The sequence below is a fragment of the Mesorhizobium sp. CA13 genome (assembly GCF_020165235.1).
Taxonomy (GTDB): domain Bacteria; phylum Pseudomonadota; class Alphaproteobacteria; order Rhizobiales; family Rhizobiaceae; genus Mesorhizobium.
The window spans coordinates 1-22,908 of the sequence record NZ_JAIUHS010000006.1 but is presented as its reverse complement, the minus strand read 5'-3'; the positions used below and the strand labels follow the sequence as shown (position 1 = coordinate 22,908).

The window sequence follows — 22,908 nt, the reverse complement described above, 5'->3', positions numbered from 1 at the left end:
ATACGGATCAAGCAAGGTCGAACGGTCGGCCTACCGATAGCTCATCGACAGACACAGAGCCTCGACCTGCTCGAGGTAGAAGCGGCATCTCGTGCGCAGGATCCTGAGGTTCGGATCGCCGGCGCCGTTGATCTCGATGGTCTGCATCATGAAGTCGAAATGGGCATAGAAGGCGTCCACCGCGCCCCAGAGACTGTCGGCCTGCCAGGTGTCGGCGATTGCCGTGGAAACCAGTTGGCGGGCTTGAAGGCGCGCCGCATCCGGCGATGCCGGCCGGCTGGCGATCAGGGCATGGAGGCGGCTGAAGACACTTTCACCGACGTCGGCGCTTTTGATGGCTGCGATCATGTTCATTTGTGGGTTCCCCTCAGATCGTCGTGCATAAATACCGGTTCGGCGGGCTGCGGGCGATCATTGCAGCGATCGCGGCGGCATCGTTCGGCCTTGGATGATGTTACCTCTGCGCCCGCGTGTTCCAACCAATAGGCCATCTCGATGCGGTCAAGCCGACGGCGGCCTTCCTCAAGGACGGCAGCAGGCCTTGCAGCGCACGTCCCGGGGCGCGCCGTCACGCATGGAGATGATGGCTGCATCTGGCTATGCTCTCCTCGGCTGGGCGCGATTGTCTTTCGCCTGCGCCTTGGGGTGCATCGGATTGCCGCTGAGCTGCGGATGCCTGGCCGGCCGGGCGCCGCGAAGGACGTCGAAGGCCTCGGCATAAGCCATGCCAAGCAGATAGGAGATCATGGGGAAACGGCTTGCTTCGGCCATCTGCACCAGCTCATTGGCCATCGACGCGATGTATTGGAGACTATCGATATCCGACTGGCGTAGGGACTGGTTGGCCACGTGCTGCTCCTGTTATGTGATAGAATTCAGGGACCCCTCACCGGGCACTCTGAACATAATCGATCGGCTAATTGATTGACCGCGCTGCCGGACGCGGATTGGTCTCCGGGATAGACAGGGTCAAGGCGTAGATGGGCGCGTCGGTGAGGCGGTCGAGGCCGAGCAGGCGCTTGATCGCGGAGTGGCTGAGTGCCGCGGTCGGGCAGGCCGACAGGCCGTGCCTGGTCGCCGCCAGCATCATGTTCTGGCCGATATGGCCGGCTTCGATCAGCACGACACGATAGGCGTTGGCGTCCTCATACTTCCACATGGTGCGGTCGAGCCTGGCGCAAAGCAGGACCAGGCAGGGCATGGTGTCGGCCCATTCCTGTCCGCCGACCAGTTCGGAGATCTTCGGCAGGTGGTTCGCCGAAATCCTTTCAAGATCGTGTCCGGCAGCCGAGTAGTGGTAGACACCGGGCTCCAGCCCTTCCACCGCCGGCGCAACCACATAGGCTTCATAGGGGTTTCTCGCGCCGCCGGAAGGGGTCATGCCCAGTGGCAAGGCGCCGACGCAGTTGCTGGTTTCGCCGGTTATGCCCATGCCCGCGAACAGGCAGTCGGAAAGCTGTTTCGCGGTGATGGTGGGCGCCGCCGCCGTTCGGTTGGTGCGGCGCTGCGCCATCAGGGCAAGGAGTTCATTGTCGTCGAGCGCGTCCGGCAGCCGGATGGCCGCCGCGGAATTCCTGAGCACGAGGTCGGGCTGCACGCTGTGACCTGCGCGTTCGATCTGTCGTGCCTCCGCCTGTTCGATGGTCATGAACTCGCTGTCCTGCACGCAGAAATGCATCAGCGCGGTCGGAATGCCCCAGTTCCATTGTCCGGAGAATTGGGTTTCCTGTTCGGCCAGCTGCGACCCGGCGGTCACCAGTGCGGAAAAATCGAGCAATTGGGGGATGACGGCATCCAGCTCTGATCGCGACCATCCGTGGTCCCGCGCGATCTCCGCCGCGGATGCCCATTTGTCCCAGGATGCGAGAAGACCGATCACCTCGGAACTGCATTCGAACACGCTTCTGGTCAGGAAATTGCACGCAGTGACCTTGTTGGCGCCGGGATAGAAGACAAGCGTTTTTGCGGAGCGCATTTTCATGATGCCGAAAGCCAATGCAGAAATCTCATTGCGAAGGCGAGGCGCCGACGAACACCGTCGCCGGCGCCTCGGGCAGCTCAGCGCTTGTTGTAGTGCATGCCCTGCGAAAAGAAGACGGTCTGGGTGCCTGCGGCAATCGTCAGCTTCGGAGCAGCGTTCACTTTCTTCGCCATTTTCATCCCTTCCTGACCCCAAATGGGATCTGTTGAAAAGATCCCCAAAACGGGATCCACGGGCGGAAGGTAAGATCGAAAGAGTTAATGGTTTGTTAAAATAGTAGTAAAACTGAATTAATCTAAATTATCTTTCATGGCCTTAAAGTACAAAAAATCGATTTTACTCGTATACGGAGTAGATGATTGCCGGCATACGCTCTTTCCGGATAGGATTATTCTTATTTAGCGTAACAAGGGAAGATTCTGACGCGGTCAGTCCAGCCCGTCCCGCGCGAGGCTGACCACGAGTTGGTCGAGGCTCGGGTCGTCGAGCTTGACGACGTGCGCCATGCGGATCGCCTGCCGCGGGCGGATGGATACGTCCTGCCGCATGATGACCGACACGAAGGCCGGCCCGGCTTCCGTCAGAAGCATGGCCTTGCCAATCAGCACCGGTTCCGAGATGGGAGCCCACTGCACCGAGATCAGCGATGGTTCACCGGTCTGGCGGCGATTGACGCCGCTGAAGTAGATCCAGTTCAGGCGCGAGATCGCCACGCCGTAATGATTGCCGCGCGCCCGCGCCCATGTCGTTCCCCGGCGCTCCGACCATCCAGTGACCCTTCGGAACGTCACCAGCTCGGCATCGCGCCGCACGAAGGTCACCGACCGCATCAACAGATCGGGGCGAGCCGGGATCGAAAAATAGGTGAAGTAGGTGCCGCCCGCGATCGACGGGGCGGGCGGCCGGATCATTTGGTTGAACAGGCTTTCGGAAATCGGTGGCAGGCCGCGAACCGTAGGCTTCGGCGCGCCCGGTTCCCGGTACAATTCGGCTTCGTCGATGCGGAAATACTCGCAGATCAGCTTGGCTGTCGCTTTGTTCGGAACGGACTGTCCCTGAAGGTAGCGTTCGAACTGCGTCCGATTGATGCCCAGTTCCCGGCATACCGCGCTTACCGAGGCATGCTCCTTACAGAGCCGTCTGAGATTTGCAGCGAGATACTCGCGAATTGACACGTTTTGCTTCCGCGGGCGGGTTCTTCATATCGACTTCCAAATCCGTATAGCGCCTTCAGCCGCCCCCACCGAAACGCCTTGCTACAACACACAGAAAAAACTGATTTGGTAATGCCACTCTAATGGGGTGGATTCCAAAAAAAATAGCGCGATTCGATAGCGATCACCGTCATAAGTCCAATTGACAGGCGTTTGCCCCTGGAGGCTCTCGCAATCGACCGTGGCGGGCCGAAAGGAGCGCCGGTATCGTGACATTTCGCACCGTAGCCACCCGACGTGGCTTCGGCTGTTGCAACGCAGCGACAAACGGAAAATGGATTATTCCGCTGGTGGAGCTGAGGGGGATCGAACCCCTGACCTCGTCATTGCGAACGACGCGCTCTCCCAGCTGAGCTACAGCCCCGTCCAGCGGATGGCGCATTTATCGGGCACGGCAGTTTTCTGTCAAGGCGACGTTTTGCCGAAATCCTGGCGGCCGAAGCCTGCCCTTGCCGGTTTCGCGCGCAATGGCTACATGTCGGCAACAATTGGAGACCGGCATGCTCGCCCTCATTCAAACAATCGTCATGGCGCTCGACCTCTATTGGTGGGTCATCATCATCTCGGCGATCTTTTCCTGGCTCTACGCCTTCAACGTCGTCAACTCGCGCAACCAGTTTGTCGGCAGCATCGGCAACATGCTCTACCGCCTGACCGAGCCGGCGCTGCGGCCGATCCGCCGTTTCATGCCGGACCTTGGCGGTATCGACATCTCGCCGATCATCCTGCTGCTGATCCTGTTCTTCCTCAGGCAGTTCCTGCTCACCACCGTGGCACCGCTGGTGCTGTGAACCCGACGATCGCATGAGTGCCCCGTTCCGCATCCGCGAGAACGGCATCGAGCTGTTTGTCCGGCTGACGCCGAACTCTCCCATTGACAGGTTCGAAGGCATCGAGACATCGGCTGACGGGCGAAGTCACGTGAAGGCCCGGGTCCGCGCCGTGCCCGAAAACGGCGCCGCCAATCAAGCGTTGGAGAAGCTGGCCGCCAAGATGCTCGGCGTGCCGGCCTCAGCCGTTTCGGTTGTCGCTGGCGCCACGGCACGGCTCAAGACGCTGCGCGTGACGGGTGAACCCGAGGTGCTGATGCAGCGTATCGAGGCGCTCAGTGCTTCGGCCTGAAGTTCAATCGCCCAGCGGCAAACGCGGATCGTCGACCTTCAGCGTGTTCACGCTCTGCTTGATGCGGCGCAAATTCTCCAGCACCTTCGGGCCGCGCGTCTCGGCCACCGACGTGACGATCATGTCTACGATCGCCAGCAGCGCATAGCGCGACGATGTCGGTTTATAGATGTTGCCGTCCTCGAGCGGCTGCAAATGGATGACGGTGTCGGCGGCCCTGGCCAATGCCGAGTCCGGCGCGGTGACGGCGACCGTTGTGGCGCCATATTGCTGCGCGACCTGCACCGCCTCGATGACCGACCGTGCATAGCCGGAAACCGAGAAGGCGACCAGAGTGGTGTCGGGCGTGGCCACGGCGGCGTACATGCGCTGCAATTGCCCGTCGATCTGCGCCAGCACCGGCAGGCCCAGCCTGAACAGCCTGTTTTGCATTTCGGTCGCCATCATCGAGGAAATGCCGCCGGAGCCGACGCACAGCACGTTGCCTGACGTGGCAATGCGCGCGGCGACGTCGACCAGCGTCGTCATGTCGAGGTTTTCGCTGGCGCGCTGGATGGCCGATATCGCCGCCTCGGTGATGGCCGATGCGATGCGCTGCTCACGGGCGTCGCGGCTCAGCGGCTCGGGCGACAGATACTGCCCGCCGATGGCGATCGCCTGCGCCAGATAGAACTTGAAGTCGCGCAGGCCTTCGCAGCCGAGATTGCGGCAGAAGCGGGTCACCGTCGGCTCGCTGACGCCGACGCGCGCGGCGATCTCCGAGATCGCCGCCTTGGAGGCGAAATCGAGATCGGACAGGACAAGGCCGGCCAGCCGACGATCCGACTTGGTGCCGTCCTGCGACATCAGCTGCAACCGGGTGATGATGTCGGCCGGTGTCTTCACGCTTGTGCTTTCATAGAGGCAGGCCCGTCGCCTTGTCGAAAAGATGGATGTTGCGCGGCTCGACCGAGACCGGCAGGCGGTCGCCCGGCTTCACCTGCATCCGGTCGCGGAAGACGACGCGCACCGTATCGTTGCCAATAGCACCGTAGACATGGGTTTCCGAGCCCGTCGGCTCGACGACGTCCACCTTGATGGTCATCGCGTCGGCAGCTTCGCCGATGACAAAATGCTCGGGCCGGATGCCGGCCTCCACCGCACCACCTGCCGGTACCTCTTTGCCGGCAAGCGCAAGCCTTCCGCCGCCGGTCGATTCGAACCAGCTGTTCGTGGCCGTCGTCTTGAGGGACCCGGAAACGAAACTCATCGACGGCGAGCCGAGAAAGCCGGCGACGAACTTGTTGGCCGGCCGGTCATAGAGCTCCAGCGGCGGCCCGACCTGCTGGATCCGGCCGCGATCCATCACCACGATGCGGTCGGCCATGGTCATGGCCTCGATCTGATCGTGGGTGACGTAGACGACCGTCGATTTCAGTCGCTGGTGCAGCGCCTTGATCTCGGTGCGCATCTGCACCCGCAATTGCGCGTCGAGGTTGGACAGCGGTTCGTCGAACAGGAAGACCGAGGGTTCGCGCACGATGGCGCGGCCCATGGCGACGCGCTGGCGCTGGCCCCCCGACAATTGCCGGGGGAAGCGGTCGAGATAGGAGAACAGGTTGAGGACGCCGGATGCCTTCTTGACCTTGTCCTCGACCGCGGCGCGGCTCTCGCCGCGGATTTTCGGTCCGAAGCCGATATTGTCGGAGGCCTTGAGATGCGGAAACAGCGCGTAGGACTGGAAGACCATGGCGATGTTGCGCTGCTGCGGCGGCAGGTCGTTGGCGCGCACGCCGCCAATGACCAGATCGCCCGAGCTTATCGTTTCCAGTCCGGCCAGCATGCGCAGCAGGGTCGACTTGCCGCAGCCGGACGGGCCGACCAGCACGACGAATTCGCCACTCTCGATGTCGAGGTTGATGTTCTCGAGGATGCTGTGCTGTCCGAAGGATTTCGAAAGGCCGCGGAACTGGACGTCGGTCATGGTCACGCTCCCACTATGTCGTCTATGAACGGCAGGCAGCCGGCGGTCAGGCCAGCATCCACCGGCATCACCACGCCCGTTACGCCCGACGCCCGGTCGGAGGCAAGGAACGCCACGGCTTCCGCCACCTCAGAGGCATTGACGATGCGGCCGAGCGGATAGAGCCGCTGGAGCTTGCCGAGAATGTCGGGGTTCTTGGCCAGGCGATGGTCCCAGGCGGCGGTGCGGATCGATCCGGGACAGACGACATTGGCGCGAACGCCGCTGCGGCCGAGCTCGACCGCGATCGCCTTGGCATAGGCGTTGATGCCGGCCTTGGCGGCGGCATAGGCCGGGTTGCCGAAATGGGCGACGGCGTTGACGGAGGAAATGAAGACGACGCTGCCCGAACCGCGCGCCGCCATCGCCTTGACCAGCGGATCGGCGAACGTCATCACGCCGGTCAGGTTGAGATCGAGTTCCTGCTCTATCCTGTCGGCCGTCAATGCGCCAAGCGTCTCCGCGCGCGTCCAGCCGGCATTGTTGATCAGGATGTCGGGCACGCCGTCTTTGTCGAGCACGGCCGCGACGGCTGCTTCGACCGAAACCCGGTCGAGAAGGTTGAAGACATGGCGCGAGGCGAGGTGCGGGCTTTCCAAAGCCTCCTCCGATTGATCGCAGCCGACCACCCGCGCGCCTCTTCCGGCCAGCAACGCGACGATGGCCGAGCCGAGCCCGCCGCCGGCACCCGTGACGACGACAGTCCTGCCCTCGAACTCGGCTCTCGAAACCACGATGCGCGCTCCTCCGCATGTTAGGCAGATGTCGGCAGGCTAGTGAATGGAATGTAATTAAGCAACACGATAATCTGCTTGCATGCGGCTAGTTCCTCGATAATGTAGGAAAGTCACATAATCCTGCGCCAACATCGGCGTGAGGAGCGCAAAAGCGCGGAACAAAATGGGAGAGATCGGATGAGCATTGCGAAATGGACTGTCGGCTTGATGGCCGGAATGAGCATGCTGGCCTTCGCGGCACAGGCGCAAGCCGGCGAGGTGCGCGTCACCGTCGCCGAATACAGCGCCAAGACCGGCCCCTACTTCGAGGAGGTCAAGAAGGAGTTCGAGGCAAAGAACCCCGGCATCACGGTCAAGTTCGAAGTGGTGCCATGGGATGTGCTCTTGCAGAAGCTGACCACCGACATCACCGCCGGCACCAACGCGGATCTCTCGATCATCGGCACGCGCTGGTTGATCGACTTCGTGCAGCAGGACGTCGCCGAGCCGCTCGACAGCTATATCACGCCAGATTTCAAGGGCCGTTTCATCGACACGTTCCTGTCGCCTTCGATCATGGACGGCAAGACCTACGGCCTGCCGATCGCCGCTTCGGCGCGCGCCATGTATTACAACAAGGAGTTGTTCGAGAAGGCCGGCATCGCCAAGCCGCCGGCCAATTGGACCGAGCTGCAGGAGGACGCCCGCAAGATCAAGGCGCTGGGGTCCGGCACATTCGGCTTCGGCCTGCAGGGCAAGGAGATCGAGACAGACGTCTATTATTATTATGCGATGTGGTCATACGGCACCGAGATCCTCAATAAGGACGGCACATCGGGCTTGAGCACGCCCGGCGCGCTCGAAGCCGCCAAGCTCTACAAGTCGATGATCGACGAAGGCCTGACGGAACCCGGCGTAACCTCCAACAACCGTGAGGACGTCCAGAACCTGTTCAAGCAGGGCAAGGTCGGCATGATGATCACCGCGCCCTTCCTGTCCAACCAGATCAAGGAAGAAGCGCCGAGCCTGAAATATGGCGTTGCGGCTATACCCGCCGGCCCGACGGGCGCGCGCGGCACCTATGGCGTCACCGATTCCATCATCATGTTCAAGAACTCCAAGAACAAGGACGAGGCCTGGAAGCTGCTCGACTTCCTGTTCACCACGGAACAGCGCGCCAAGTTCACGCAAGGCGAAGGCTTCCTGCCGGTGAACAAGGAAGAGGCCAAGATGGACTATTACGTCAACAATGCCGACCTCGCCGCTTTCACCGCGCTTCTGCCCGACGCCCGCTTTGCGCCGGTCATTCCGGGCTGGGAGGAGATCGCCCAGATCACGTCGGACGCCATGCAGAAGATCTATCTCGGCGGCGACCCGGAGGCAGGTTTGAAGGATGCGGCAGCGAAGGCCAACGCCGTGCTGAAGAAATAGGGCGTATCTCCCTGCGCCCGTGGCGCGCCCCATTCAGGCGGGGCGCGCCACTCCCTTGGTTCACGCCTGCTGCGGCGGATCCGAAAATTCGCATAGACCTTCCGATCCAGCGCGCCGAAACCCAGGCCAGCCGATGCAAAATCGTTTCTTGCCCTATCTGCTGACCTTGCCCAGTCTGTTCCTGGCGGCGGTCGTCATCTTCTGGCCGGTCTGGGACCTGATCCAGATCGCAACCCATGACGTCAACCGCTTCGGCCAGCTGCGCGAATTCAGCGGCCTTGCCAATTTCGCGGCCCTCGCCGCCGATCCCGATTTCGTCGCGGCACTGTGGCGCACGGCGGTATGGACCGTACTGGTGGTTGGCGGCGCGCTGCTTCTGTCGATCCCGGTCGCCATCATCCTCAACACTGATTTCTACGGCCGCAGCATTGCCCGCGTTATCATCATGCTGCCCTGGGCGGTGTCGCTGACCATGACGGCGGTGGTCTGGCGCTGGGCGCTGAGCGGCGAAAGCGGCATGCTGAATTCGGCGCTGCTCGGCCTCGGCCTGATCGATCACAATGTCCAATGGCTGGCCAGCGCCGAGACGGCGTTCCCGATGCAGGTGCTGATCGGTATATTGGTGACGGTGCCGTTTACCACGACGATCTTCCTCGGCGGCCTGTCTTCGATTCCGGACGATCTCTACGAGGCCGCCGCGCTTGAAGGAGCGACGCCGGCACAGCAGTTTCGCGAAATCACCTTTCCGCTCCTGAAGCCGTTCATCAACATCGCCATCGTGCTCAACACCATCTACGTCTTCAATTCGTTCCCGATCATCTGGGTGATGACGCAGGGCGGGCCGGCCAATTCGACCGACATACTGGTCACTCACCTCTACAAGCTCGCCTTCCGCATCGGCAAACTGGGCGAGGCTTCCGCCGTGTCGCTGGTGATGTTCGCCATATTGCTGGTCTTCACCATGATCTATGTGCGCCTCGCCATGCGGGAGCAGCGCGCATGAGGAGCATGGCGGGCAAGCTGAAGCGAACCGTCATCGCCTGGCTGCTGCTGGCGCCGCTGATCGTGGTGACGATCTTCCCCTTCGCGGTGATGTTCCTGACCGCGGTCAAGCCGCGGCAGGAGGTGCTGTCGCCGACCTGGTGGCCGAGCGAATTCCGCTGGTCGAATTTTGCCGACATGTGGGTGGCGACCGGCTTCGGCCGGGCGCTTGCCAATTCGCTCTATGTCTCGGTGATCGCCACGGTCGGCGCCATCCTGATCTCGGTGCCGGCGGCCTATGCCATGTCGCGCTTTCGTTTTGCCGGCTATGGCGCCTTCCGCCAGTTCCTGCTGATCTCGCAGATGATCTCGCCCATCGTGCTGGTGCTCGGTCTGTTCCGGCTGATGGCCGCCTGGGGCCTTGTCGAATCGACAACGGCGCTCGGTTTCATCTATATGGCCTTCAACGTCGCTTTCACCGTGTGGATGCTGCAGAGCTATTTCGACACCATCCCGCGCGATCTCGAGGAGGCGGCCTGGATGGAAGGCGCCGGGCGCTGGCTGACGTTGCGCAAAGTCTTCCTGCCGCTCTGCCTGCCGGCCATTGCCGTCACCGCCATCTTCACCTTCATCAACGCCTGGAACGAATTCGTCGTGGCGCTGACCATGCTGCGCAGCCAGGAGAGCTACACGCTGCCGATCCAGGTGTTCTCGCTGGTCGCCGGGCGCTACACGATCGAATGGCATCACGTCATGGCCGCCACGCTGTTGGCGACGCTACCGGTGGCGATCCTGTTCATCTGGCTGCAGCGCTACCTGGTACGGGGGCTGGCGCTCGGGGCGGTCAAATAGCAACCCAGCAATTCCAGGAAAAGCGTGCGGCGGTTTCCCCCCGGAATTGCGAAAACAAGAAAGTCCATCACGGAGTTTTCATGCGCATCTTCACCGCCTCGCTGGCGACGGAAACCAACACTTTTTCGCCGGTGCCGACCGACAGGGCATCGTTCGAGCTGGCCTTCTATGCCGGGCCGGGCAAGCATCCGGAGACGCCGACACTGTGCTCCTCGCCGATCGTCGCGCTGCGTCGGCGCGCGGCCGCGGAAGGTCTTGACGTCGTCGAGGGCACCGCCACCTGGGCCGAACCCGGCGGCCTGGTGCAGCGGCAGACCTACGAGGCGCTGCGCGACGAGATTCTTGGCCAACTCAGGGCGGCTCTGCCGGTGGAGGCCGTCATTCTCGGCCTGCACGGCGCCATGGTGGCGCAAGGCTATGACGATTGTGAGGGCGACCTGCTTGAACGGGTGCGCGAGATCGTCGGGCCCGGCGTGGTGATCGCCTGCGAGTTCGATCCGCACAGCCATCTCACGCCCAAGCGCGCGGCGGCCTGTAATGTCATGGCCTATTTCCTCGAATTCCCGCACACCGACTTCTACGAGCGCGGCGAGCATGTCGTCGAGCTCGGCCTCGCCGCGGCGCGCGGCGAGATCAAGCCCGTCATCTCGACCTTCGACTGCCGCATGATCCAGGTGCTGCCGACCAGCCGCGAGCCGATGCGCTCCTTCGTCGACCGCATCAAGGCGCTGCACGGCAAGGACGGCGTGCTGTCGGTCTCGGTCATCCATGGCTTCATGGCGGCGGATGTGCCCGAAATGGGCACGCGCATCCTCGTGGTCACCGACAATGACAAGGCCAAGGGCGACGCGCTGGCCGAAACGCTGGGACGCGAGCTCTACGCAATGCGCGAAAAGACGGCGATGACGATGCTGAGCGCCAAGGACGGCATCGAGCGCGCCTTGGCCGTTCGCGCTGAAAAGCGCGGCAGGCCGGTGGTCATCGCCGATATCTGGGATAATCCGGGCGGCGGCGTGCCGGGCGATGGCACCATCGTGCTGCGGGAGCTTTTGGCGCGCGGCATCGATAAGGTCGGCGTGGCGACGATCTGGGATCCGGTCGCCGTGACCTTCTGCCAGGCCGCGGGCGAGGGCGCCGGCATCGACCTGCGTTTCGGCGGCAAGGCCGGTCCCCAGGCCGGCGAGCCGATCGACGCCCGCGTCACGGTGCTGAGAGCTGTCGCCGAGGGCTGGCAGAGCTTTGGACCCAGCCGGGTGACGCTTGGGCCAGCCGCGCTGGTCCGCATCGAGGGCACCGAGGTCGACATTATCCTCAACACCAACCGCACGCAGACCTTCGAGCCGGACATTTTTTCCAACATCGGCGTCGATCCGCTGGCCAAGGACATGCTGCTGATCAAATCGACCAACCATTTCTACGCCGGCTTCGAACCGATCGCCGCCGAGATCATCTATGTCTCGGCGCCGAGCGCGTACCCCAGCAATCCAGCGGTGACGGATTATAAGAAACTGAAGCGGGCGATTTGGCCAAGGGTAGCGGATCCGTGGAAGGATAAGGCTCCCCCTTCTCCCCTTGTGGGAGAAGGTGTCGCCGAAGGCGACGGATGAGGGGGCTCCAGAGAACACCAACGCCTCACTCCGCTGGAACACCCCTCATCCGTCTCGGCGCTAGCGCGCCGATCCACCTTCTCCCACAAGGGGAGAAGGAAAAAGGCGCTACACCAATCCCCGCTTCACCATCATGGCTTCCGGCGAGGGCATCTTGCCTCGAAACGCGGTGTAGAGCTCTTCCGGATCCTTCGAGCCGCCAGCGGCATAGACGTTCTTTCTCAGCCGCTCGGCCAGTGCGGGATTGAAGGGATCGCCCGTCTCCTCGAAAGCAGCGAAGGCGTCGGCGTCCAGCACTTCCGACCACATGTAGGAATAGTAGCCGGCCGAATAGCCCTCGCCGGCAAAGACATGGCCGAAATGCGGCGTGCGGTGGCGCATGGCGATGGTGTCGGGCATGTCGAGTTTTTCGAGCGTTTCGGCTTCGAAACGAAGCGGCTCCTGCGGGGCGTCCGGCCGCGCGTGGTAGGCCATGTCGATCAGCGCCGAGGCGGTGAATTCGACAGTGGCGAAGCCGGCGCCGAAGGTGCGCGCGGCGAGCATCTTGTCGAGCAGCGCCTTCGGCATCGGCTTGCCGGTCTTGACATGCAAAGCGTGCTTTTCCAGCACTGCCGGCACGGTCAGCCAATGCTCGTAGAGCTGCGAGGGCAGTTCGACGAAATCGCGGCTGACGGACGTGCCCGACACCGAAGGCCAGGTGACGTCGGTCAGCATGCCGTGCAGGGCATGGCCGAATTCATGGAACAAGGTCTTCGCCTCGTCCACCGACAGCAGCGCCGGCTCGCCCACGGGTGGCTTGGCGAAGTTCATAATGTTGTAGATGATCGGGCTCGCACCGTGGCCCAGGCGATAGCCCGACTTCAGCGCGCTCATCCAGGCCCCGGAGCGTTTCGACGGCCTGGCGAAGTAATCGGCCAGGAACAGGCCGCGCTCGCTGCCATCGGCATTCTTCACCACGAACACACGCGCGTCCGGATGCCAGGCGGCAATGCCTTTCTTCTCTTCGAAGGTGATGCCGAACAATCTTGTCGCGACGTCGAAGCAGGCGTCGATGATCCGGTCGAGTTGGAGATAGGGCTTCAATTCCGCCTCGTCGAAGGCGAATTTCTCGGCGCGCAGCTTCTCCTGGTAGAACCGCCAGTCCCAGGCTGCGAATTTTTCGTTGCTGCCGGCTTCCGTCGCCAGCCGTTCCAACTCCTTCTGGTCGCTTGCTGCCTTCTCCAGCGCCTTTTCCCAGACCGGATCGAGCAGGTCGTGCACCGCCTTGGGCGTCTTGGCCATGGTGTCGTCGAGCTTCAGCGCCGCGAAGGAGCCGTAGCCGAGCAGCTTTGCCTTCTCGGCGCGCAGCTTCAGCATGTCGCGCACCACGGCCGTGTTGTCGGTCGCGCCGCCATTCTGGCCGCGCATGGTGAAGGCGCGGAAGGCGATCTCGCGCAGGTCGCGCCGCTCCGAGAAGGTCGAGAACGGCTCGTAGATCGAGCGCGACAAAGTGACGGCGTAGCGGCCTTTCTGGCCGCGCATCTCGGCGGCTTCGGCCATTGAGCTCTTCAGGAAGTCCGGCAGACCGGCCAGGTCGGCCTCGTCGAGGAACAGCGCCCAGTCGCGCTCGTCGGCAAGCACGTTCTGGCCGAAACTGGTGCCGAGCGACGACAGCTCCTCGTTGATCCCTGCCAGTCGCTTCTTGCCCTCGGCGTCAAGTTTTGCGCCCGAGCGGACAAAACCCTTCCAGGTCTTCTCCAGCACCCGCAGCGTCTCGGCATCGAGCTTGAGTGTCTCGCGGCGCTGGTAAAGGTCGTCGATGCGGGCAAAGAGCCTTTCATTCATCGAGATCGCCGAGAAGTGCCTCGACATCCTTGGCGAGATGTCGCGCTCCAGCGCCTGGATATCCTCGTTGGTGTGGGCCCCGGCGCGGCACCAGAAGATCGACGAGACATGGTCGAGCGCCTCGCCGGCGAGCTCCAGGGCTTGAAGCGTGTTCTCGATGGTCGGCGTATCCTCGTTCGCGGCGATGGCCTCGATCTCGGCCTCATGCGCCTTCAGCGCCGCATCGAAGACGGGTGCGAACTCATCGTCGCCAAATCGGGCGAAATCGGGCAGGCCGAGCGGCCCTTGCCACGTGGTCAGCGGATGAGCGGCGAGGTCGACGGCTTTCGTGGCGGGCATGGATTGTCTTTCGGGCTGGCAGGTCGGGAAAGGCTGAAATCACCGATGTAGGGCGCTCGTCCGGCGCGTGCAACAGCGTGGCCGGTCAGTAGGCTTCGCAGCTTTCCGCGAGGGCTTTCTGCGTGCTGGCCGTGATGCGGTCGCCCGCTATGGCGAAGGTCTCATGCATCAGCATGTCATTGTTGGGGAAGTCGTAGCAGGCGATCACCGTGGTGACGCCGCCTTCGTTCTTCTCGATCCGGTGTCGGATCGCGGCACCCGCAACCGCACCTTTCCATTCGTCGAGCGAGGCGATGAACTCCTGCTTGCCCTGCACGATGCCGAGATCGTCGAGTTCGATACGCACATTGTCGGCGAGCAGGTCGGAAAGTTCGGTGCGGTCGGCGACCAGCAAGGCCGAATACCAGCGGCTGATGATGGCGCCGTCATCGGCGCGGGCGGCCATGATCGCCATCAGCAGTGCGGCGGCGGTGAACATGACCGGCCGGATGCTCATCGCCTGGCGTGCCGTTTCGGTCACTCCAGCACCGGGCGCTCGAAATCGCCGGTCTCCTTGTTCATCACCCAGAGCTCGCCGGTCGAAATATCGAACCAGGCACCGTGCAGCGACAGCCGCCCCTTGCCCTCAAGGATCGAGACGCAGGGAAAGGTTCTGAGATTGGCTAGGGAATAGCGGATCGAGATGCGCTCCAGCGCCGTCTGGCGCTCCGTCGCCGTCATGAAGGTGCTGGCCGACACGGTCTCGGCGGCCGGCGCGATCAGGCTCATCCATTTGCCGATGAAGTCGCCCGGCGACAGCGGCGCGGAATTGGCGTCGAGCGCGGCACGGATGCCGCCGCAGCGGCCATGGCCCATGACGACGATGTTCTTGACCTTGAGGCTCTGCACCGCGAATTCGAGCGCGGCCGAGGTCGAGTGGAACTCGCCGTCCGGCTCGTAAGGCGGCACCAGATTGCCGACATTGCGCAGCACGAAGAGTTCGCCGGGCCCTGCGTCGAAGATCGCCTCGGGTGCAGAGCGGGAATCGCAGCACGCGACGATCATGGTTTCCGGCGCTTGCCCCTCCCGGGCGAGCTCGCGATAGCGGCCGCTCTCGGTGAGATAGCGACCGTTCATGAAATTGCGGTAGCCGGTGAGAAGGTGATCGGGAAGGTGAGGCATGGGCGGCTTTCCGGTTGGAGGGCGGCAGCGCGTTGCGGTCGAGAAACGCTCTAGCGGTAAAAGGCCGTCGCGAGCAATGCAGAATTGTAGGGTTGGCGAGAAATGCCATGCGTCGGGCGCGACGCTGGCCAATGTTGTCACGCCCAGATGGCGACCGGTATGCCAAAGCCGTCGGTGAGTGGCGGGTCGGGAAACGGCCTTGCCGTGCCGGCGGCGATGCGGCCGGCGATCAGCATCATCGCCGCCGCATCGAGGAAATCGTCGGCGGCCGCGCCGCGCGGCGGCGCCTGATCGAGGAAGTTCAAGTCATAGCCGTGCCGGCTAAGCAGCGCCTTGCGTTCCGCCATGCCGGCCGGATTGATGCTGCCCTTGACCTTCTTCGGCAGCAGCATGGCCTGCCCCCCGTTGAGCCGACAGAAAGCCACTTCCGGATGCGATTCGAAGACGCGGCGACGCAGTTCGGGCCGCGCGATCAGCAACGTATCGATCTCGCGTATTTTGCCAAAGATGCCGAATGCCTGGATCGAAACGCCGCGCGGCGGATCGGAAGTGGTCCTGGCCACGTCGCTCGCCCGGCGATGCGCGGCGTACCAGGCTTCGATCGAAGTGAACTCGGCGGTATCGGCGTAGAGTGCCGCACGAGACGGGATCGAGAAGACGCTGGATTGGCGTGGCCCGAGCAGCGACCTGACCTGCGCCTCCGGTCCGCGCCCGCCCTTGCTCGAAAATTCGGGCAGGCCGATCGGCATGTCGACGGCGACGATCGCGTCGTCGGGGACCGCCGCCAGCAGCGCGGCGAAGCTGGCGAAGACCTCGACCGAAGGCGCCGCGTTCGGAGCCCTCCGCACGGCGACCCAGCCGGCCTTGCAGCCGTCCGCGCCGACCAGCACCCGTGCCGATGTCACGCGCGGCGGTCCCGCCCCGGATGCGTGAGATGGCGAAGCTGCACCATCGCCATCGGGTGCGACAGGCTCTGCGCATCGGTTTCGAGCTGCAATTCGTCGCCGCCGCGTTTGGCCGTGCGCGCCAGGATTTCGTAGACCGCCGCCGTCGTCGATTGCAGCGCCTTGATCGCCGGCTGGCCGGAGAGGATGCGCGCCAGGTAGACCGCCGCTGTCAGGTCGCCCAAACCGTTCGGCGGCTTTTCGATAACGCGGTGCTCAGCAAGCAGCACCTGGCTGCCGTCGAGCAGAAGATTGCCGGTGCCGCCTGAAATCATCGACGGCGCCGAGGTGACCAGCATGGTCGAAGGCCCGGCATGGAGCGCCGCCCCCATCACCGACTTCAGGTCGGGCAACGGCGCTCCGGCCATCCATTCCAGTTCATAGCGGTTAGGGGTGGCAATGTCGGCGATCGGCATCAGCCGGTCGCGCATGGCGATCGCCGTCGGCTCCGGCACATAGAGTCCGCCCGAATCGCCCATCACCGGATCGCATATGTAGACGGCATCAGGCGTTCTCGCCTTGACCGCGGCGACCAGCGAGGCGACGGCTTCGGCCTGGCCGGCCTCGCCGAGATAGCCCGACAGCACCGCCCCGACCTCGCCCAGCCACGGCGCGCGCTCCAGATCGGCCATCAATGCCTTGAACTGATCGAGCGGCGGCACGATGCGGGTCGCGCGCCCATGGCCGGGATGCCAGGGCAGGATGATTGTCGGCACCGCCCATACCGGGAAACCCAGCGATTCCAACGCAAAGACGGCAGCGCGATTGCCGACCGAGCCGCGTGCGACATGGCTGGAAACGACGATGACCGCGCGCGGCGCGTCGGCTTGCTCGGTGCTCATTGGAATCCTAACTGCCCCGGGTGAGGAAAAGCACGAGCCAGATCATCAGGCCCAGCGCCAGCAGCAGCCCAATTATCCGGCCAATGCGCGTGCCCCAGACTTCGATCGGGTCGGCGCGGTCGGCATCGGCGGCGGCGACGTGGTCGCGCACGGCCTTCGCGGTCCGCGCCGCGAGCGAGGTTGCGGCCGGATCGGTCTCGCGCGCGACGCGCTCGAGGATGCGGCGCGATTCGGTGTCGCTGTCCTGGCGCTGCGCCATGATGCTGTCCTGTTTCGTGGCGACCTTACCGCGTTCGCTCCGTCAATTACAGCGCCTTGCGGCCGACCGTAACCCCATCGACAACCGTCTGCGCCGAGGTCGTTTTCTTGCGCGCCGATTGTGGTAATGCTTGGCATGCAACTTCTACCGAGGGGACCGATCATGTTTGCCCAGCGCCTTGCTTTCCCGACATTCCGCACGCTGCCCGCCTTGCTGGTGATGGCCGTCATGCTGCCGCTGCTTGCCGGCTGCGGCTACAACACCATCCCGACGGCGGAGGAAAACGCCAAGGCGGCATGGAGCGAGGTGCTGAACCAGTATCAACGCCGCGCCGACCTCATTCCCAACCTGGTCGAGACGGTCAAGGGCTACGCCTCGCACGAAAAGGACACGCTCGACGCCGTGGTCGAGGCGCGCGCCAAGGCGACACAGGTCACGGTAACGCCAGAGACGTTGAAGGATCCCGAAGCCCTCAAGAAGTTCCAGGACGCCCAGGCAGGGCTGACCAGCGCGCTGTCGCGGCTGCTCGCTGTGTCGGAGGCATACCCGGACCTGAAGGCCAACCAGAACTTCCTGGCGCTGCAGGCGCAGCTCGAAGGCACCGAGAACCGCATCGCGGTGGCGCGGCGTGACTATATCCAGGCGGTCAGGGACTACAATCTGACGCTGCGGACCTTCCCCTCGGTGCTGTGGGCGACTTTCTGGTTCCGCAGCAACGAGCCCTTCGCCAATTTCACGGTCGAGGAGGACAAATTGCAGACGCCGAAGGTCGATTTCGGCACGAAACAGGGCGGATGATTGCCGGATTCCGACGTGGTGATCCTGCCCGCCAATGAGGGACGACGCGCCATGTGTCGCGTCGCTGTCCTGCTCCTCGTTCTCGCGCTGCCATTTGCGGCTCTCGCCGCCGAGCTCCCGGCGCTGACCGGCCGTGTCGTCGATAATGCAGGTATCATCGATGCGGCGACCAGGGCGGCACTGACGCAGAAGCTTGCCGATTTCGAGACGAAAGGCTCCGATCAGATCGTCGTCGCCACCATCCCCAGCCTCGGCGGGGAGGAGATCGAACCCTATGCCAACCGGCTGTACCGGTTCTGGAAACTTGGCCAGGCGAAAGAGAACAACGGCGTGCTGCTTCTGGTCGCGCCGAACGACCGCAAGATGCGCATCGAGGTCGGCTACGGGCTGGAAGGCACGCTGACCGACTTGCACACCAAGCTGATCATCGAAAACGACATGGTGCCGGCCTTCCGTGCCGGCGATTTCTCCGGCGGCATCACCAAGGCCGTCGACGACATGATCATGGTGCTCAACGGCAATCCCGAGGAGCTGGAAGCACGCGGCAAGCGCAACCAGCAGGCGCCGTTCAATTCCGACGATTTGTTCTTCGCCATCTTCATCGGCATCTGGGCGCTCATCTTCTTCGGCAGCATAGCGGCCTCGGTGTTGCCGCCGATCTTCGGCCAGAAGATCGGTCCCGGCCGTTACCGCTGGCTCGGCATGACGTTCGAGCCGAGCCGGCGATCGTCACGTGGCGGCTGGTCGTCAGGTGGCGGCGGCTGGTCGGGCGGCGGCTGGTCCTCGGGCGGCGGCGGTGGTTTCTCCGGCGGTGGCGGCTCTTCGGGCGGCGGCGGCTCTTCGGGAAGCTGGTGAGAGGGATCATGGCGACACGACCGATCAGTCCGCAGGACCATGAGCGCATCGCCGGGGCGATCCGCGCCGCCGAATCGAGGACCGACGGCGAAATCTACTGCGTGGTGGCGCATGCCAGCGGCAACTACTTCTTTCCGGCTGCCTTCGTGGCGGCTCTCGCCACGCTGCTGGTCAGCCTCGCCGTCGCCTATGGGCTGGAGGCCTGGTGGCTCACCATCCGCCTGCCCCACTTCGTGATTGCCCAGCTTCTGGCGCTTGCCTGCTTTCTTTTGCTGTTATGGGCCTTTCCGGGGCTGCGCATCCATATGGTGCCGAGACGGCTGCGCTATCAGACCGCGCATGACAACGCATTGAAGCAGTTCCTGGCCCGCAACGTCCACCGCACGACCGCGCGCACCGGCGTGCTGGTCTTCGTCTCGGTCACCGAGCACTACGCCGAGGTGGTCGCCGATTCAGGCATTGACGCCAAGGTTGGCCAGCATGTCTGGGACGATGTGGTGCGCGAGCTTACCGCACATGCCGGCGACGACCGGCTTGCCGACGGCTTCGTCAAGGCGATCCAATCGGTTGGAGCGGTGCTCGCCGAGCACTTCCCGGTCACGTCGGGCGACGCCAACGAGCTCGACGATCATCTGGTCGAGATTTGAGCTCCACCGACAGCTTCGAATGGGCATCGCGCAGGCCATGACGGCTTGTGAGAAAGCCGGCGCCGGTCTGCCCGGACTCTTGCATTCGAGCGATGCGGGTTTATGGTTAACAAATCATGAATACGCTGAGCATCGATATCCGCAAAGCCGAACCGCGCGACGCCGCGGCGATCGCCGACGTGCATTTGCAGGCTTGGCGCGGCGCCTATAGCGGCATCATCCCGCACCGCACCCTGACATCGATGATCAACCGTCGCGGCGCCGACTGGTGGGCCAATGCCATCCGCCGCGCCGCCACCGTTCTGGTGATCGAGATCGGCGGCACGGTTGCCGGCTACGCCACGATCGGCAAGAACCGGGCCCGCGAACTCAAGCAGCAGGGCGAGATCTATGAATTGTACCTGCGGCCCGAATATCAGGGCATCGGGCTCGGCAGCCGGCTTTTCAAGGCGGCACGGGCGCGGCTTGCCGACCATGGATTGAAGGGCACAGTGGTGTGGGCGCTGGAAGACAATCAGAACGCGCTCGCCTTCTATTCCGGTGCCGGCGGCCGCGATATCGCCGAAGGCGTCGAGATATTCGAGCAGAAAGCGCTGAAAAAGGTTGCTTTCGTCTGGGAATGACCGGCGAGGAACGATCGCGTAAGCGGCGCGAAGCCTACGCAATCACGACACTGAAACATCTTCTGCTGATGATTGAACGCGTTGAATGCCATTGCGTCTTGCTGGGCGTTCTCGAGCGCCATTCGCCGCATTGCACCATTTTGCGCCGCCCGCTATCGGTCTGCCAATCGAGAGAGGGATAAGCCATGCGTATTGAAGCCATCGCCACCGGAAAGAATCCGCCCGAGGACGTCAACGTCATCATCGAGGTGCCGATCGGCGGCGAGCCGATCAAATACGAGATGGACAAGGAGGCCGGCACGTTGTTCGTCGATCGTTTCCTGCACACCTCGATGCGCTATCCCGGCAATTACGGCTTCGTTCCGCACACATTGTCTGGCGACGGCGATCCGATCGACGTGCTGGTCTGCAACACGCGCGCGCTGGTGCCCGGCTGCGTCATCAATGTGCGGCCGATCGGCGTGCTGATCATGGAAGACAATGCCGGCCAGGACGAGAAGGTCATCGCCGTGCCGTCGCCGAAGTTGACGCTGCGTTACGAGAACGTCACGGAATACACTCAGTTGCCCGAGATCACCCGCGATCAGGTGCAGCACTTCTTCGAGCACTACAAGGATCTCGAGCCCGGCAAATGGGTCAAGATCGAGGGCTGGCACGATTCCAAATACGCCAAGAAGATGATCGTCGACGCGATCGAGCGGGCCAAGGCAGGCAAGTAAGACGGCCGGTCACCTCAGTTCGGCGCGGCCAGCGCCTTCTCGATCTGCGGCAACAGCAGCGTCCGGGCCGTCTCGGCGGTCAGCGGCCCGACATGCTTGTAGGCTATTTTCCCGTCCTTGCCGATGACGAAGGTTTCCGGCACGCCATAGACGCCCCAGTCGATCGCCGTGCGGCCGGCCTCGTCTACGCCGATCGCCTGGAACGGATTGCCGAGATCGCCGAGGAACCGGCGGGCATTTTCCGGCCGGTCCTTGTAGTTCAGCGCCGCCATGGTGAAGCGCCTGTCCTGCGCCAGCCCCAAAAGCACCGGGTGCTCTTCGCGGCAAGGCGCGCACCATGAGGCGAAGACGTTGACCAGCGTCACCTTGCCGGCGAACGATTTCGAATCGAGCCCCGGCAGGTTCGTGCCGTCCAGCGGCGGCAGGTTGGTCGGCGGCGCCGGCAGGCCGATCAGCGCCGACGGCACCTCCGAAGTGTCGCGCCCCGACAGGAGTTGCGCCAGGAACAGCCCCGCCAGCCCGAGGAAGACCAGCAGCGGCAACAGTACGAACAGGCGGCGCCGGGGCGGCGCCGGCGTTGGCATATCCGTGCTCATGACTTGCGCTCCCCGCCCTTGTCGGAGCGTCGGCGCACGCCCGCCGCCTCGAGTTCGGCCAGTTCGCGCTTGCGGGCCCGCTGATCGAGCAGGATCCAGCCGATCAGCCCGGCCAGCGCAATCGCCGTGACGGCATAGGCGGCGGTGACGTAGAGCGCATGCGGGCTCATGCCGGCTGCCTCGTCGGCATGCCGCCCGCCAGGTCGATCCTTCTGCCGCGCTCGATCATGCCTTCCCCTTAGCCCCACGCCGGTGACCGCGCAATTGGCCGCCGCGCCGCAGCCCCTGCCGGTCGTGGCCCTCAATCCGTGCCATGGCGCAGCGCCAACGCCGCCGCCAGTGGTCCGAGCACGGCAAGAAACAACGTCAGCGCGGCAAGAATGAGGAAAGGTTGCAGGAACGGATCGGGATTGGCCGTCGCGCCGTAACTCGCCGAAACGCCGAAGATCAGCACCGGGATGGTCAGCGGCAGCACCAGTACCGAGATCAGGAGCCCGCCGCGCGGCAGCGCCACCGCCACCGCCGCACCGACGGCGCCGATGAAAGTGATCGCCGGCGTGCCGACCAGCAGCGTAAGCGCCGTGGCGCCTATTGCCGCCGGCTCCATGTTCATGAACAGGCCGAGGAGCGGCGCGGCGACCACCAGCGGCAGCACGCTCCCCGCCCAATGCGCCAGGCATTTGGTGAGCACCGTCAGCGCCAGCATATGGCGGTCGTTGCCGAGCACCAAGAGATCGAGCGAGCCGTCCTCGCGGTCGGCCTGGAACAGCCGGTCGAGGCCGAGCAGACAAGAGAGCAGCGCCCCGATCCACAGGATCGCCGGGCCGATGCGGGCGAGCAGTTTCAGGTCCGGCCCGACACCGAAGGGGATGGTGGCGATCACGGCGAGGAAGAAGATCACACCCGTCAGCGCCCCGCCGCCGGCCCGAATCGAAAGGCGGATATCGCGGAGGAGGAGGCACCACATCAGGATGCGACCCCTTCTTGCTGAAGTGCGCGTTCCGTCGCGCCCCCCTCTGTCCTGCCGGACATCTCCCCCACAAGGGGGGAGATCGGCTGTCCCCAGCGATTTCGCCAATCACCACCGTCGCAAGGACGAGCAAGGCGCCGAAACTGCCAATCTCCCCCCTTGTGGGGGAGATGTCCGGCAGGACAGAGGGGGGCGCCGTAGAGCACCAACATCAACCGGGCTCCCCCATCCTCAATTCCGCCGCCCCATCCAATCCCAGCGGCAAATGCGTCGCCGCGATAATAATCCCGCCATCCCCGCAATGCCTCGCCATCAGCCCGGCAAACCGCTCCTCGGACGCTCTGTCCAGCCCCGCCGTCGGCTCGTCCAGCAACCACAAGGGCCGGTGGCTGACCAGCAGTTTCGCAATCGCCGCGCGTCGTCTT

General features: G+C 63.7%; 27 protein-coding genes, 1 tRNA gene and 1 pseudogene. 11 read left to right on the top strand and 18 right to left on the bottom strand.

The features are described 5' to 3' along the window. Positions 1 to 30 precede the first annotated feature (30 nt). From LB566_RS15795 to LB566_RS15775, 5 genes are all read right to left on the bottom strand, one after another. On the bottom strand, positions 31 to 354 hold the full coding sequence (locus LB566_RS15795) for a hypothetical protein (RefSeq protein WP_224625073.1): 324 nt from the start codon (positions 352 to 354) through the stop codon (positions 31 to 33). A gap of 243 nt (positions 355 to 597) precedes the next feature. Continuing rightward, the gene (locus tag LB566_RS15790; protein WP_224625072.1) at positions 598 to 849 is read right to left on the bottom strand and encodes a hypothetical protein; all 252 of its coding nucleotides are present in this window, start codon (positions 847 to 849) and stop codon (positions 598 to 600) included. Positions 850 to 916: 67 nt separating this feature from the next. Further along, positions 917 to 1,981: a SagB/ThcOx family dehydrogenase gene (locus LB566_RS15785; protein ID WP_224625071.1), complete on the bottom strand. Its 1,065-nt coding sequence runs from the start codon at positions 1,979 to 1,981 to the stop codon at positions 917 to 919. A gap of 428 nt (positions 1,982 to 2,409) precedes the next feature. Beyond that, a complete protein-coding gene (locus tag LB566_RS15780) occupies positions 2,410 to 3,156 on the bottom strand; it encodes a helix-turn-helix domain-containing protein (protein ID WP_140550642.1) in 747 nt (248 codons plus the stop codon). 327 nt (positions 3,157 to 3,483) lie between these two features. After that, a tRNA-Ala gene (locus tag LB566_RS15775) sits at positions 3,484 to 3,559 on the bottom strand. Positions 3,560 to 3,695: 136 nt separating this feature from the next. Between LB566_RS15775 and LB566_RS15770 the strand changes: the two genes are divergently transcribed. Together LB566_RS15770 and LB566_RS15765 are read left to right on the top strand one after the other, a co-directional pair. After that, positions 3,696 to 3,986, top strand: coding sequence for a YggT family protein (locus LB566_RS15770; RefSeq protein WP_140492518.1), 291 nt, complete (start codon positions 3,696 to 3,698; stop codon positions 3,984 to 3,986). Between the two features lie 13 nt (positions 3,987 to 3,999). Continuing rightward, positions 4,000 to 4,317: a DUF167 domain-containing protein gene (locus LB566_RS15765; RefSeq protein WP_224625070.1), complete on the top strand. Its 318-nt coding sequence runs from the start codon at positions 4,000 to 4,002 to the stop codon at positions 4,315 to 4,317. Between the two features lie 3 nt (positions 4,318 to 4,320). Here LB566_RS15765 and LB566_RS15760 read toward each other — a convergent pair whose 3' ends face one another. The 3 genes from LB566_RS15760 to LB566_RS15750 are packed head-to-tail and all read right to left on the bottom strand — an operon-like array spanning position 4,321 to position 7,053. Next, the gene (locus LB566_RS15760) at positions 4,321 to 5,202 is read right to left on the bottom strand and encodes a MurR/RpiR family transcriptional regulator (protein WP_140492512.1); all 882 of its coding nucleotides are present in this window, start codon (positions 5,200 to 5,202) and stop codon (positions 4,321 to 4,323) included. A 10-nt stretch (positions 5,203 to 5,212) separates the two neighbouring features. Beyond that, positions 5,213 to 6,280, bottom strand: coding sequence for an ABC transporter ATP-binding protein (locus LB566_RS15755; RefSeq protein ID WP_224625069.1), 1,068 nt, complete (start codon positions 6,278 to 6,280; stop codon positions 5,213 to 5,215). Between the two features lie 2 nt (positions 6,281 to 6,282). Further along, positions 6,283 to 7,053, bottom strand: coding sequence for an SDR family oxidoreductase (locus LB566_RS15750; protein WP_224625068.1), 771 nt, complete (start codon positions 7,051 to 7,053; stop codon positions 6,283 to 6,285). 180 nt (positions 7,054 to 7,233) lie between these two features. Here LB566_RS15750 and LB566_RS15745 point away from each other — a divergent pair, with 180 nt between their 5' ends. The 4 genes from LB566_RS15745 to LB566_RS15730 all read left to right on the top strand — a co-directional run bounded on the left by LB566_RS15745 (position 7,234) and on the right by LB566_RS15730 (position 11,906). Further along, positions 7,234 to 8,466, top strand: coding sequence for an ABC transporter substrate-binding protein (locus LB566_RS15745; RefSeq protein ID WP_140643438.1), 1,233 nt, complete (start codon positions 7,234 to 7,236; stop codon positions 8,464 to 8,466). 133 nt (positions 8,467 to 8,599) lie between these two features. Further along, positions 8,600 to 9,469 (top strand): carbohydrate ABC transporter permease, encoded by an 870-nt coding sequence (locus tag LB566_RS15740; RefSeq protein WP_224625067.1) that lies wholly within the window; start codon positions 8,600 to 8,602, stop codon positions 9,467 to 9,469. A 5-nt stretch (positions 9,470 to 9,474) separates the two neighbouring features. Beyond that, positions 9,475 to 10,299, top strand: a complete 825-nt coding sequence (locus tag LB566_RS15735; protein ID WP_140524682.1) for a carbohydrate ABC transporter permease — start codon at positions 9,475 to 9,477, stop codon at positions 10,297 to 10,299. A gap of 80 nt (positions 10,300 to 10,379) precedes the next feature. After that, a complete protein-coding gene (locus LB566_RS15730; protein ID WP_224625066.1) occupies positions 10,380 to 11,906 on the top strand; it encodes a M81 family metallopeptidase in 1,527 nt (508 codons plus the stop codon). Positions 11,907 to 12,014: 108 nt separating this feature from the next. Here the strand turns inward: LB566_RS15730 and LB566_RS15725 are convergent, their stop codons facing one another. The 6 genes from LB566_RS15725 to LB566_RS15700 form a co-directional block, all read right to left on the bottom strand. After that, entirely contained in the window at positions 12,015 to 14,069 is a 2,055-nt protein-coding gene (locus LB566_RS15725; RefSeq protein WP_224625065.1) for a M3 family metallopeptidase, read from the bottom strand. Positions 14,070 to 14,154: 85 nt separating this feature from the next. After that, on the bottom strand, positions 14,155 to 14,589 hold the full coding sequence (locus tag LB566_RS15720) for a nuclear transport factor 2 family protein (protein WP_411910482.1): 435 nt from the start codon (positions 14,587 to 14,589) through the stop codon (positions 14,155 to 14,157). Next, positions 14,586 to 15,230 (bottom strand): carbonic anhydrase, encoded by a 645-nt coding sequence (locus tag LB566_RS15715; protein WP_140550632.1) that lies wholly within the window; start codon positions 15,228 to 15,230, stop codon positions 14,586 to 14,588. Before LB566_RS15715 ends, LB566_RS15720 begins: the two co-directional genes overlap by 4 nt. A gap of 137 nt (positions 15,231 to 15,367) precedes the next feature. Then, on the bottom strand, positions 15,368 to 16,135 hold the full coding sequence (locus tag LB566_RS15710; protein ID WP_224625064.1) for a DUF429 domain-containing protein: 768 nt from the start codon (positions 16,133 to 16,135) through the stop codon (positions 15,368 to 15,370). Continuing rightward, complete coding sequence (gene pdxY / locus LB566_RS15705) at positions 16,132 to 17,016, bottom strand: pyridoxal kinase PdxY (RefSeq protein WP_224625063.1); 885 nt, start codon at positions 17,014 to 17,016, stop codon at positions 16,132 to 16,134. Before pdxY ends, LB566_RS15710 begins: the two co-directional genes overlap by 4 nt. Positions 17,017 to 17,023: 7 nt before the next feature. Beyond that, positions 17,024 to 17,275, bottom strand: coding sequence for a hypothetical protein (locus LB566_RS15700; RefSeq protein ID WP_224625062.1), 252 nt, complete (start codon positions 17,273 to 17,275; stop codon positions 17,024 to 17,026). Between the two features lie 162 nt (positions 17,276 to 17,437). Here LB566_RS15700 and LB566_RS15695 point away from each other — a divergent pair, with 162 nt between their 5' ends. From LB566_RS15695 to ppa, 5 genes are all read left to right on the top strand, one after another. Further along, positions 17,438 to 18,073 carry a LemA family protein gene (locus LB566_RS15695; protein ID WP_224625061.1) on the top strand — a complete coding sequence of 212 codons (636 nt, stop codon included), beginning with the start codon at positions 17,438 to 17,440 and terminating at the stop codon, positions 18,071 to 18,073. Positions 18,074 to 18,124: 51 nt separating this feature from the next. Further along, positions 18,125 to 18,928 (top strand): TPM domain-containing protein, encoded by an 804-nt coding sequence (locus tag LB566_RS15690; RefSeq protein ID WP_224625269.1) that lies wholly within the window; start codon positions 18,125 to 18,127, stop codon positions 18,926 to 18,928. 8 nt (positions 18,929 to 18,936) lie between these two features. Then, entirely contained in the window at positions 18,937 to 19,575 is a 639-nt protein-coding gene (locus LB566_RS15685) for a TPM domain-containing protein (RefSeq protein ID WP_224625060.1), read from the top strand. A 116-nt stretch (positions 19,576 to 19,691) separates the two neighbouring features. Next, positions 19,692 to 20,198 carry a GNAT family N-acetyltransferase gene (locus tag LB566_RS15680; RefSeq protein ID WP_224625059.1) on the top strand — a complete coding sequence of 169 codons (507 nt, stop codon included), beginning with the start codon at positions 19,692 to 19,694 and terminating at the stop codon, positions 20,196 to 20,198. A 185-nt stretch (positions 20,199 to 20,383) separates the two neighbouring features. Further along, positions 20,384 to 20,917 carry an inorganic diphosphatase gene (ppa, locus tag LB566_RS15675; protein ID WP_140514009.1) on the top strand — a complete coding sequence of 178 codons (534 nt, stop codon included), beginning with the start codon at positions 20,384 to 20,386 and terminating at the stop codon, positions 20,915 to 20,917. A gap of 14 nt (positions 20,918 to 20,931) precedes the next feature. Here the strand turns inward: ppa and LB566_RS15670 are convergent, their stop codons facing one another. The 4 genes and pseudogenes from LB566_RS15670 to LB566_RS15655 all read right to left on the bottom strand — a co-directional run. After that, positions 20,932 to 21,513, bottom strand: coding sequence for a DsbE family thiol:disulfide interchange protein (locus LB566_RS15670; protein WP_140670657.1), 582 nt, complete (start codon positions 21,511 to 21,513; stop codon positions 20,932 to 20,934). Beyond that, a complete protein-coding gene (ccmD, locus tag LB566_RS15665) occupies positions 21,510 to 21,683 on the bottom strand; it encodes a heme exporter protein CcmD (protein WP_140550941.1) in 174 nt (57 codons plus the stop codon). The genes LB566_RS15670 and ccmD overlap by 4 nt, the downstream gene beginning before the upstream one ends. A 131-nt stretch (positions 21,684 to 21,814) precedes the next feature. Continuing rightward, positions 21,815 to 22,480, bottom strand: coding sequence for a heme exporter protein CcmB (gene ccmB / locus LB566_RS15660; protein WP_224625058.1), 666 nt, complete (start codon positions 22,478 to 22,480; stop codon positions 21,815 to 21,817). Positions 22,481 to 22,694: 214 nt separating this feature from the next. Then, positions 22,695 to 22,908 (bottom strand): annotated as a pseudogene (locus tag LB566_RS15655) (heme ABC transporter ATP-binding protein CcmA); the annotation flags it as partial.

Bases quoted from the DNA above. Each gene is read 5' to 3' on its own strand.
- LB566_RS15795 (WP_224625073.1), bottom strand. From the start codon at position 354: ATGAACATGATCGCAGCCATCAAAAGCGCCGACGTCGGTGAAAGTGTC.
- LB566_RS15785 (WP_224625071.1), bottom strand. From the start codon at position 1,981: ATGAAAATGCGCTCCGCAAAAACGCTTGTCTTCTATCCCGGCGCCAAC.
- LB566_RS15770 (WP_140492518.1), top strand. From the start codon at position 3,696: ATGCTCGCCCTCATTCAAACAATCGTCATGGCGCTCGACCTCTATTGG.
- LB566_RS15765 (WP_224625070.1), top strand. From the start codon at position 4,000: ATGAGTGCCCCGTTCCGCATCCGCGAGAACGGCATCGAGCTGTTTGTC.
- LB566_RS15755 (WP_224625069.1), bottom strand. From the start codon at position 6,280: ATGACCGACGTCCAGTTCCGCGGCCTTTCGAAATCCTTCGGACAGCAC.
- LB566_RS15745 (WP_140643438.1), top strand. From the start codon at position 7,234: ATGAGCATTGCGAAATGGACTGTCGGCTTGATGGCCGGAATGAGCATG.
- LB566_RS15740 (WP_224625067.1), top strand. From the start codon at position 8,600: ATGCAAAATCGTTTCTTGCCCTATCTGCTGACCTTGCCCAGTCTGTTC.
- LB566_RS15735 (WP_140524682.1), top strand. From the start codon at position 9,475: ATGGCGGGCAAGCTGAAGCGAACCGTCATCGCCTGGCTGCTGCTGGCG.
- LB566_RS15730 (WP_224625066.1), top strand. From the start codon at position 10,380: ATGCGCATCTTCACCGCCTCGCTGGCGACGGAAACCAACACTTTTTCG.
- LB566_RS15725 (WP_224625065.1), bottom strand. From the start codon at position 14,069: ATGCCCGCCACGAAAGCCGTCGACCTCGCCGCTCATCCGCTGACCACG.
- LB566_RS15715 (WP_140550632.1), bottom strand. From the start codon at position 15,230: ATGCCTCACCTTCCCGATCACCTTCTCACCGGCTACCGCAATTTCATG.
- pdxY (WP_224625063.1), bottom strand. From the start codon at position 17,016: ATGAGCACCGAGCAAGCCGACGCGCCGCGCGCGGTCATCGTCGTTTCC.
- LB566_RS15700 (WP_224625062.1), bottom strand. From the start codon at position 17,275: ATGGCGCAGCGCCAGGACAGCGACACCGAATCGCGCCGCATCCTCGAG.
- LB566_RS15695 (WP_224625061.1), top strand. From the start codon at position 17,438: ATGTTTGCCCAGCGCCTTGCTTTCCCGACATTCCGCACGCTGCCCGCC.
- LB566_RS15690 (WP_224625269.1), top strand. From the start codon at position 18,125: ATGTGTCGCGTCGCTGTCCTGCTCCTCGTTCTCGCGCTGCCATTTGCG.
- LB566_RS15685 (WP_224625060.1), top strand. From the start codon at position 18,937: ATGGCGACACGACCGATCAGTCCGCAGGACCATGAGCGCATCGCCGGG.
- LB566_RS15680 (WP_224625059.1), top strand. From the start codon at position 19,692: ATGAATACGCTGAGCATCGATATCCGCAAAGCCGAACCGCGCGACGCC.
- ppa (WP_140514009.1), top strand. From the start codon at position 20,384: ATGCGTATTGAAGCCATCGCCACCGGAAAGAATCCGCCCGAGGACGTC.
- LB566_RS15670 (WP_140670657.1), bottom strand. From the start codon at position 21,513: ATGAGCACGGATATGCCAACGCCGGCGCCGCCCCGGCGCCGCCTGTTC.
- ccmD (WP_140550941.1), bottom strand. From the start codon at position 21,683: ATGAGCCCGCATGCGCTCTACGTCACCGCCGCCTATGCCGTCACGGCG.
- ccmB (WP_224625058.1), bottom strand. From the start codon at position 22,480: ATGTGGTGCCTCCTCCTCCGCGATATCCGCCTTTCGATTCGGGCCGGC.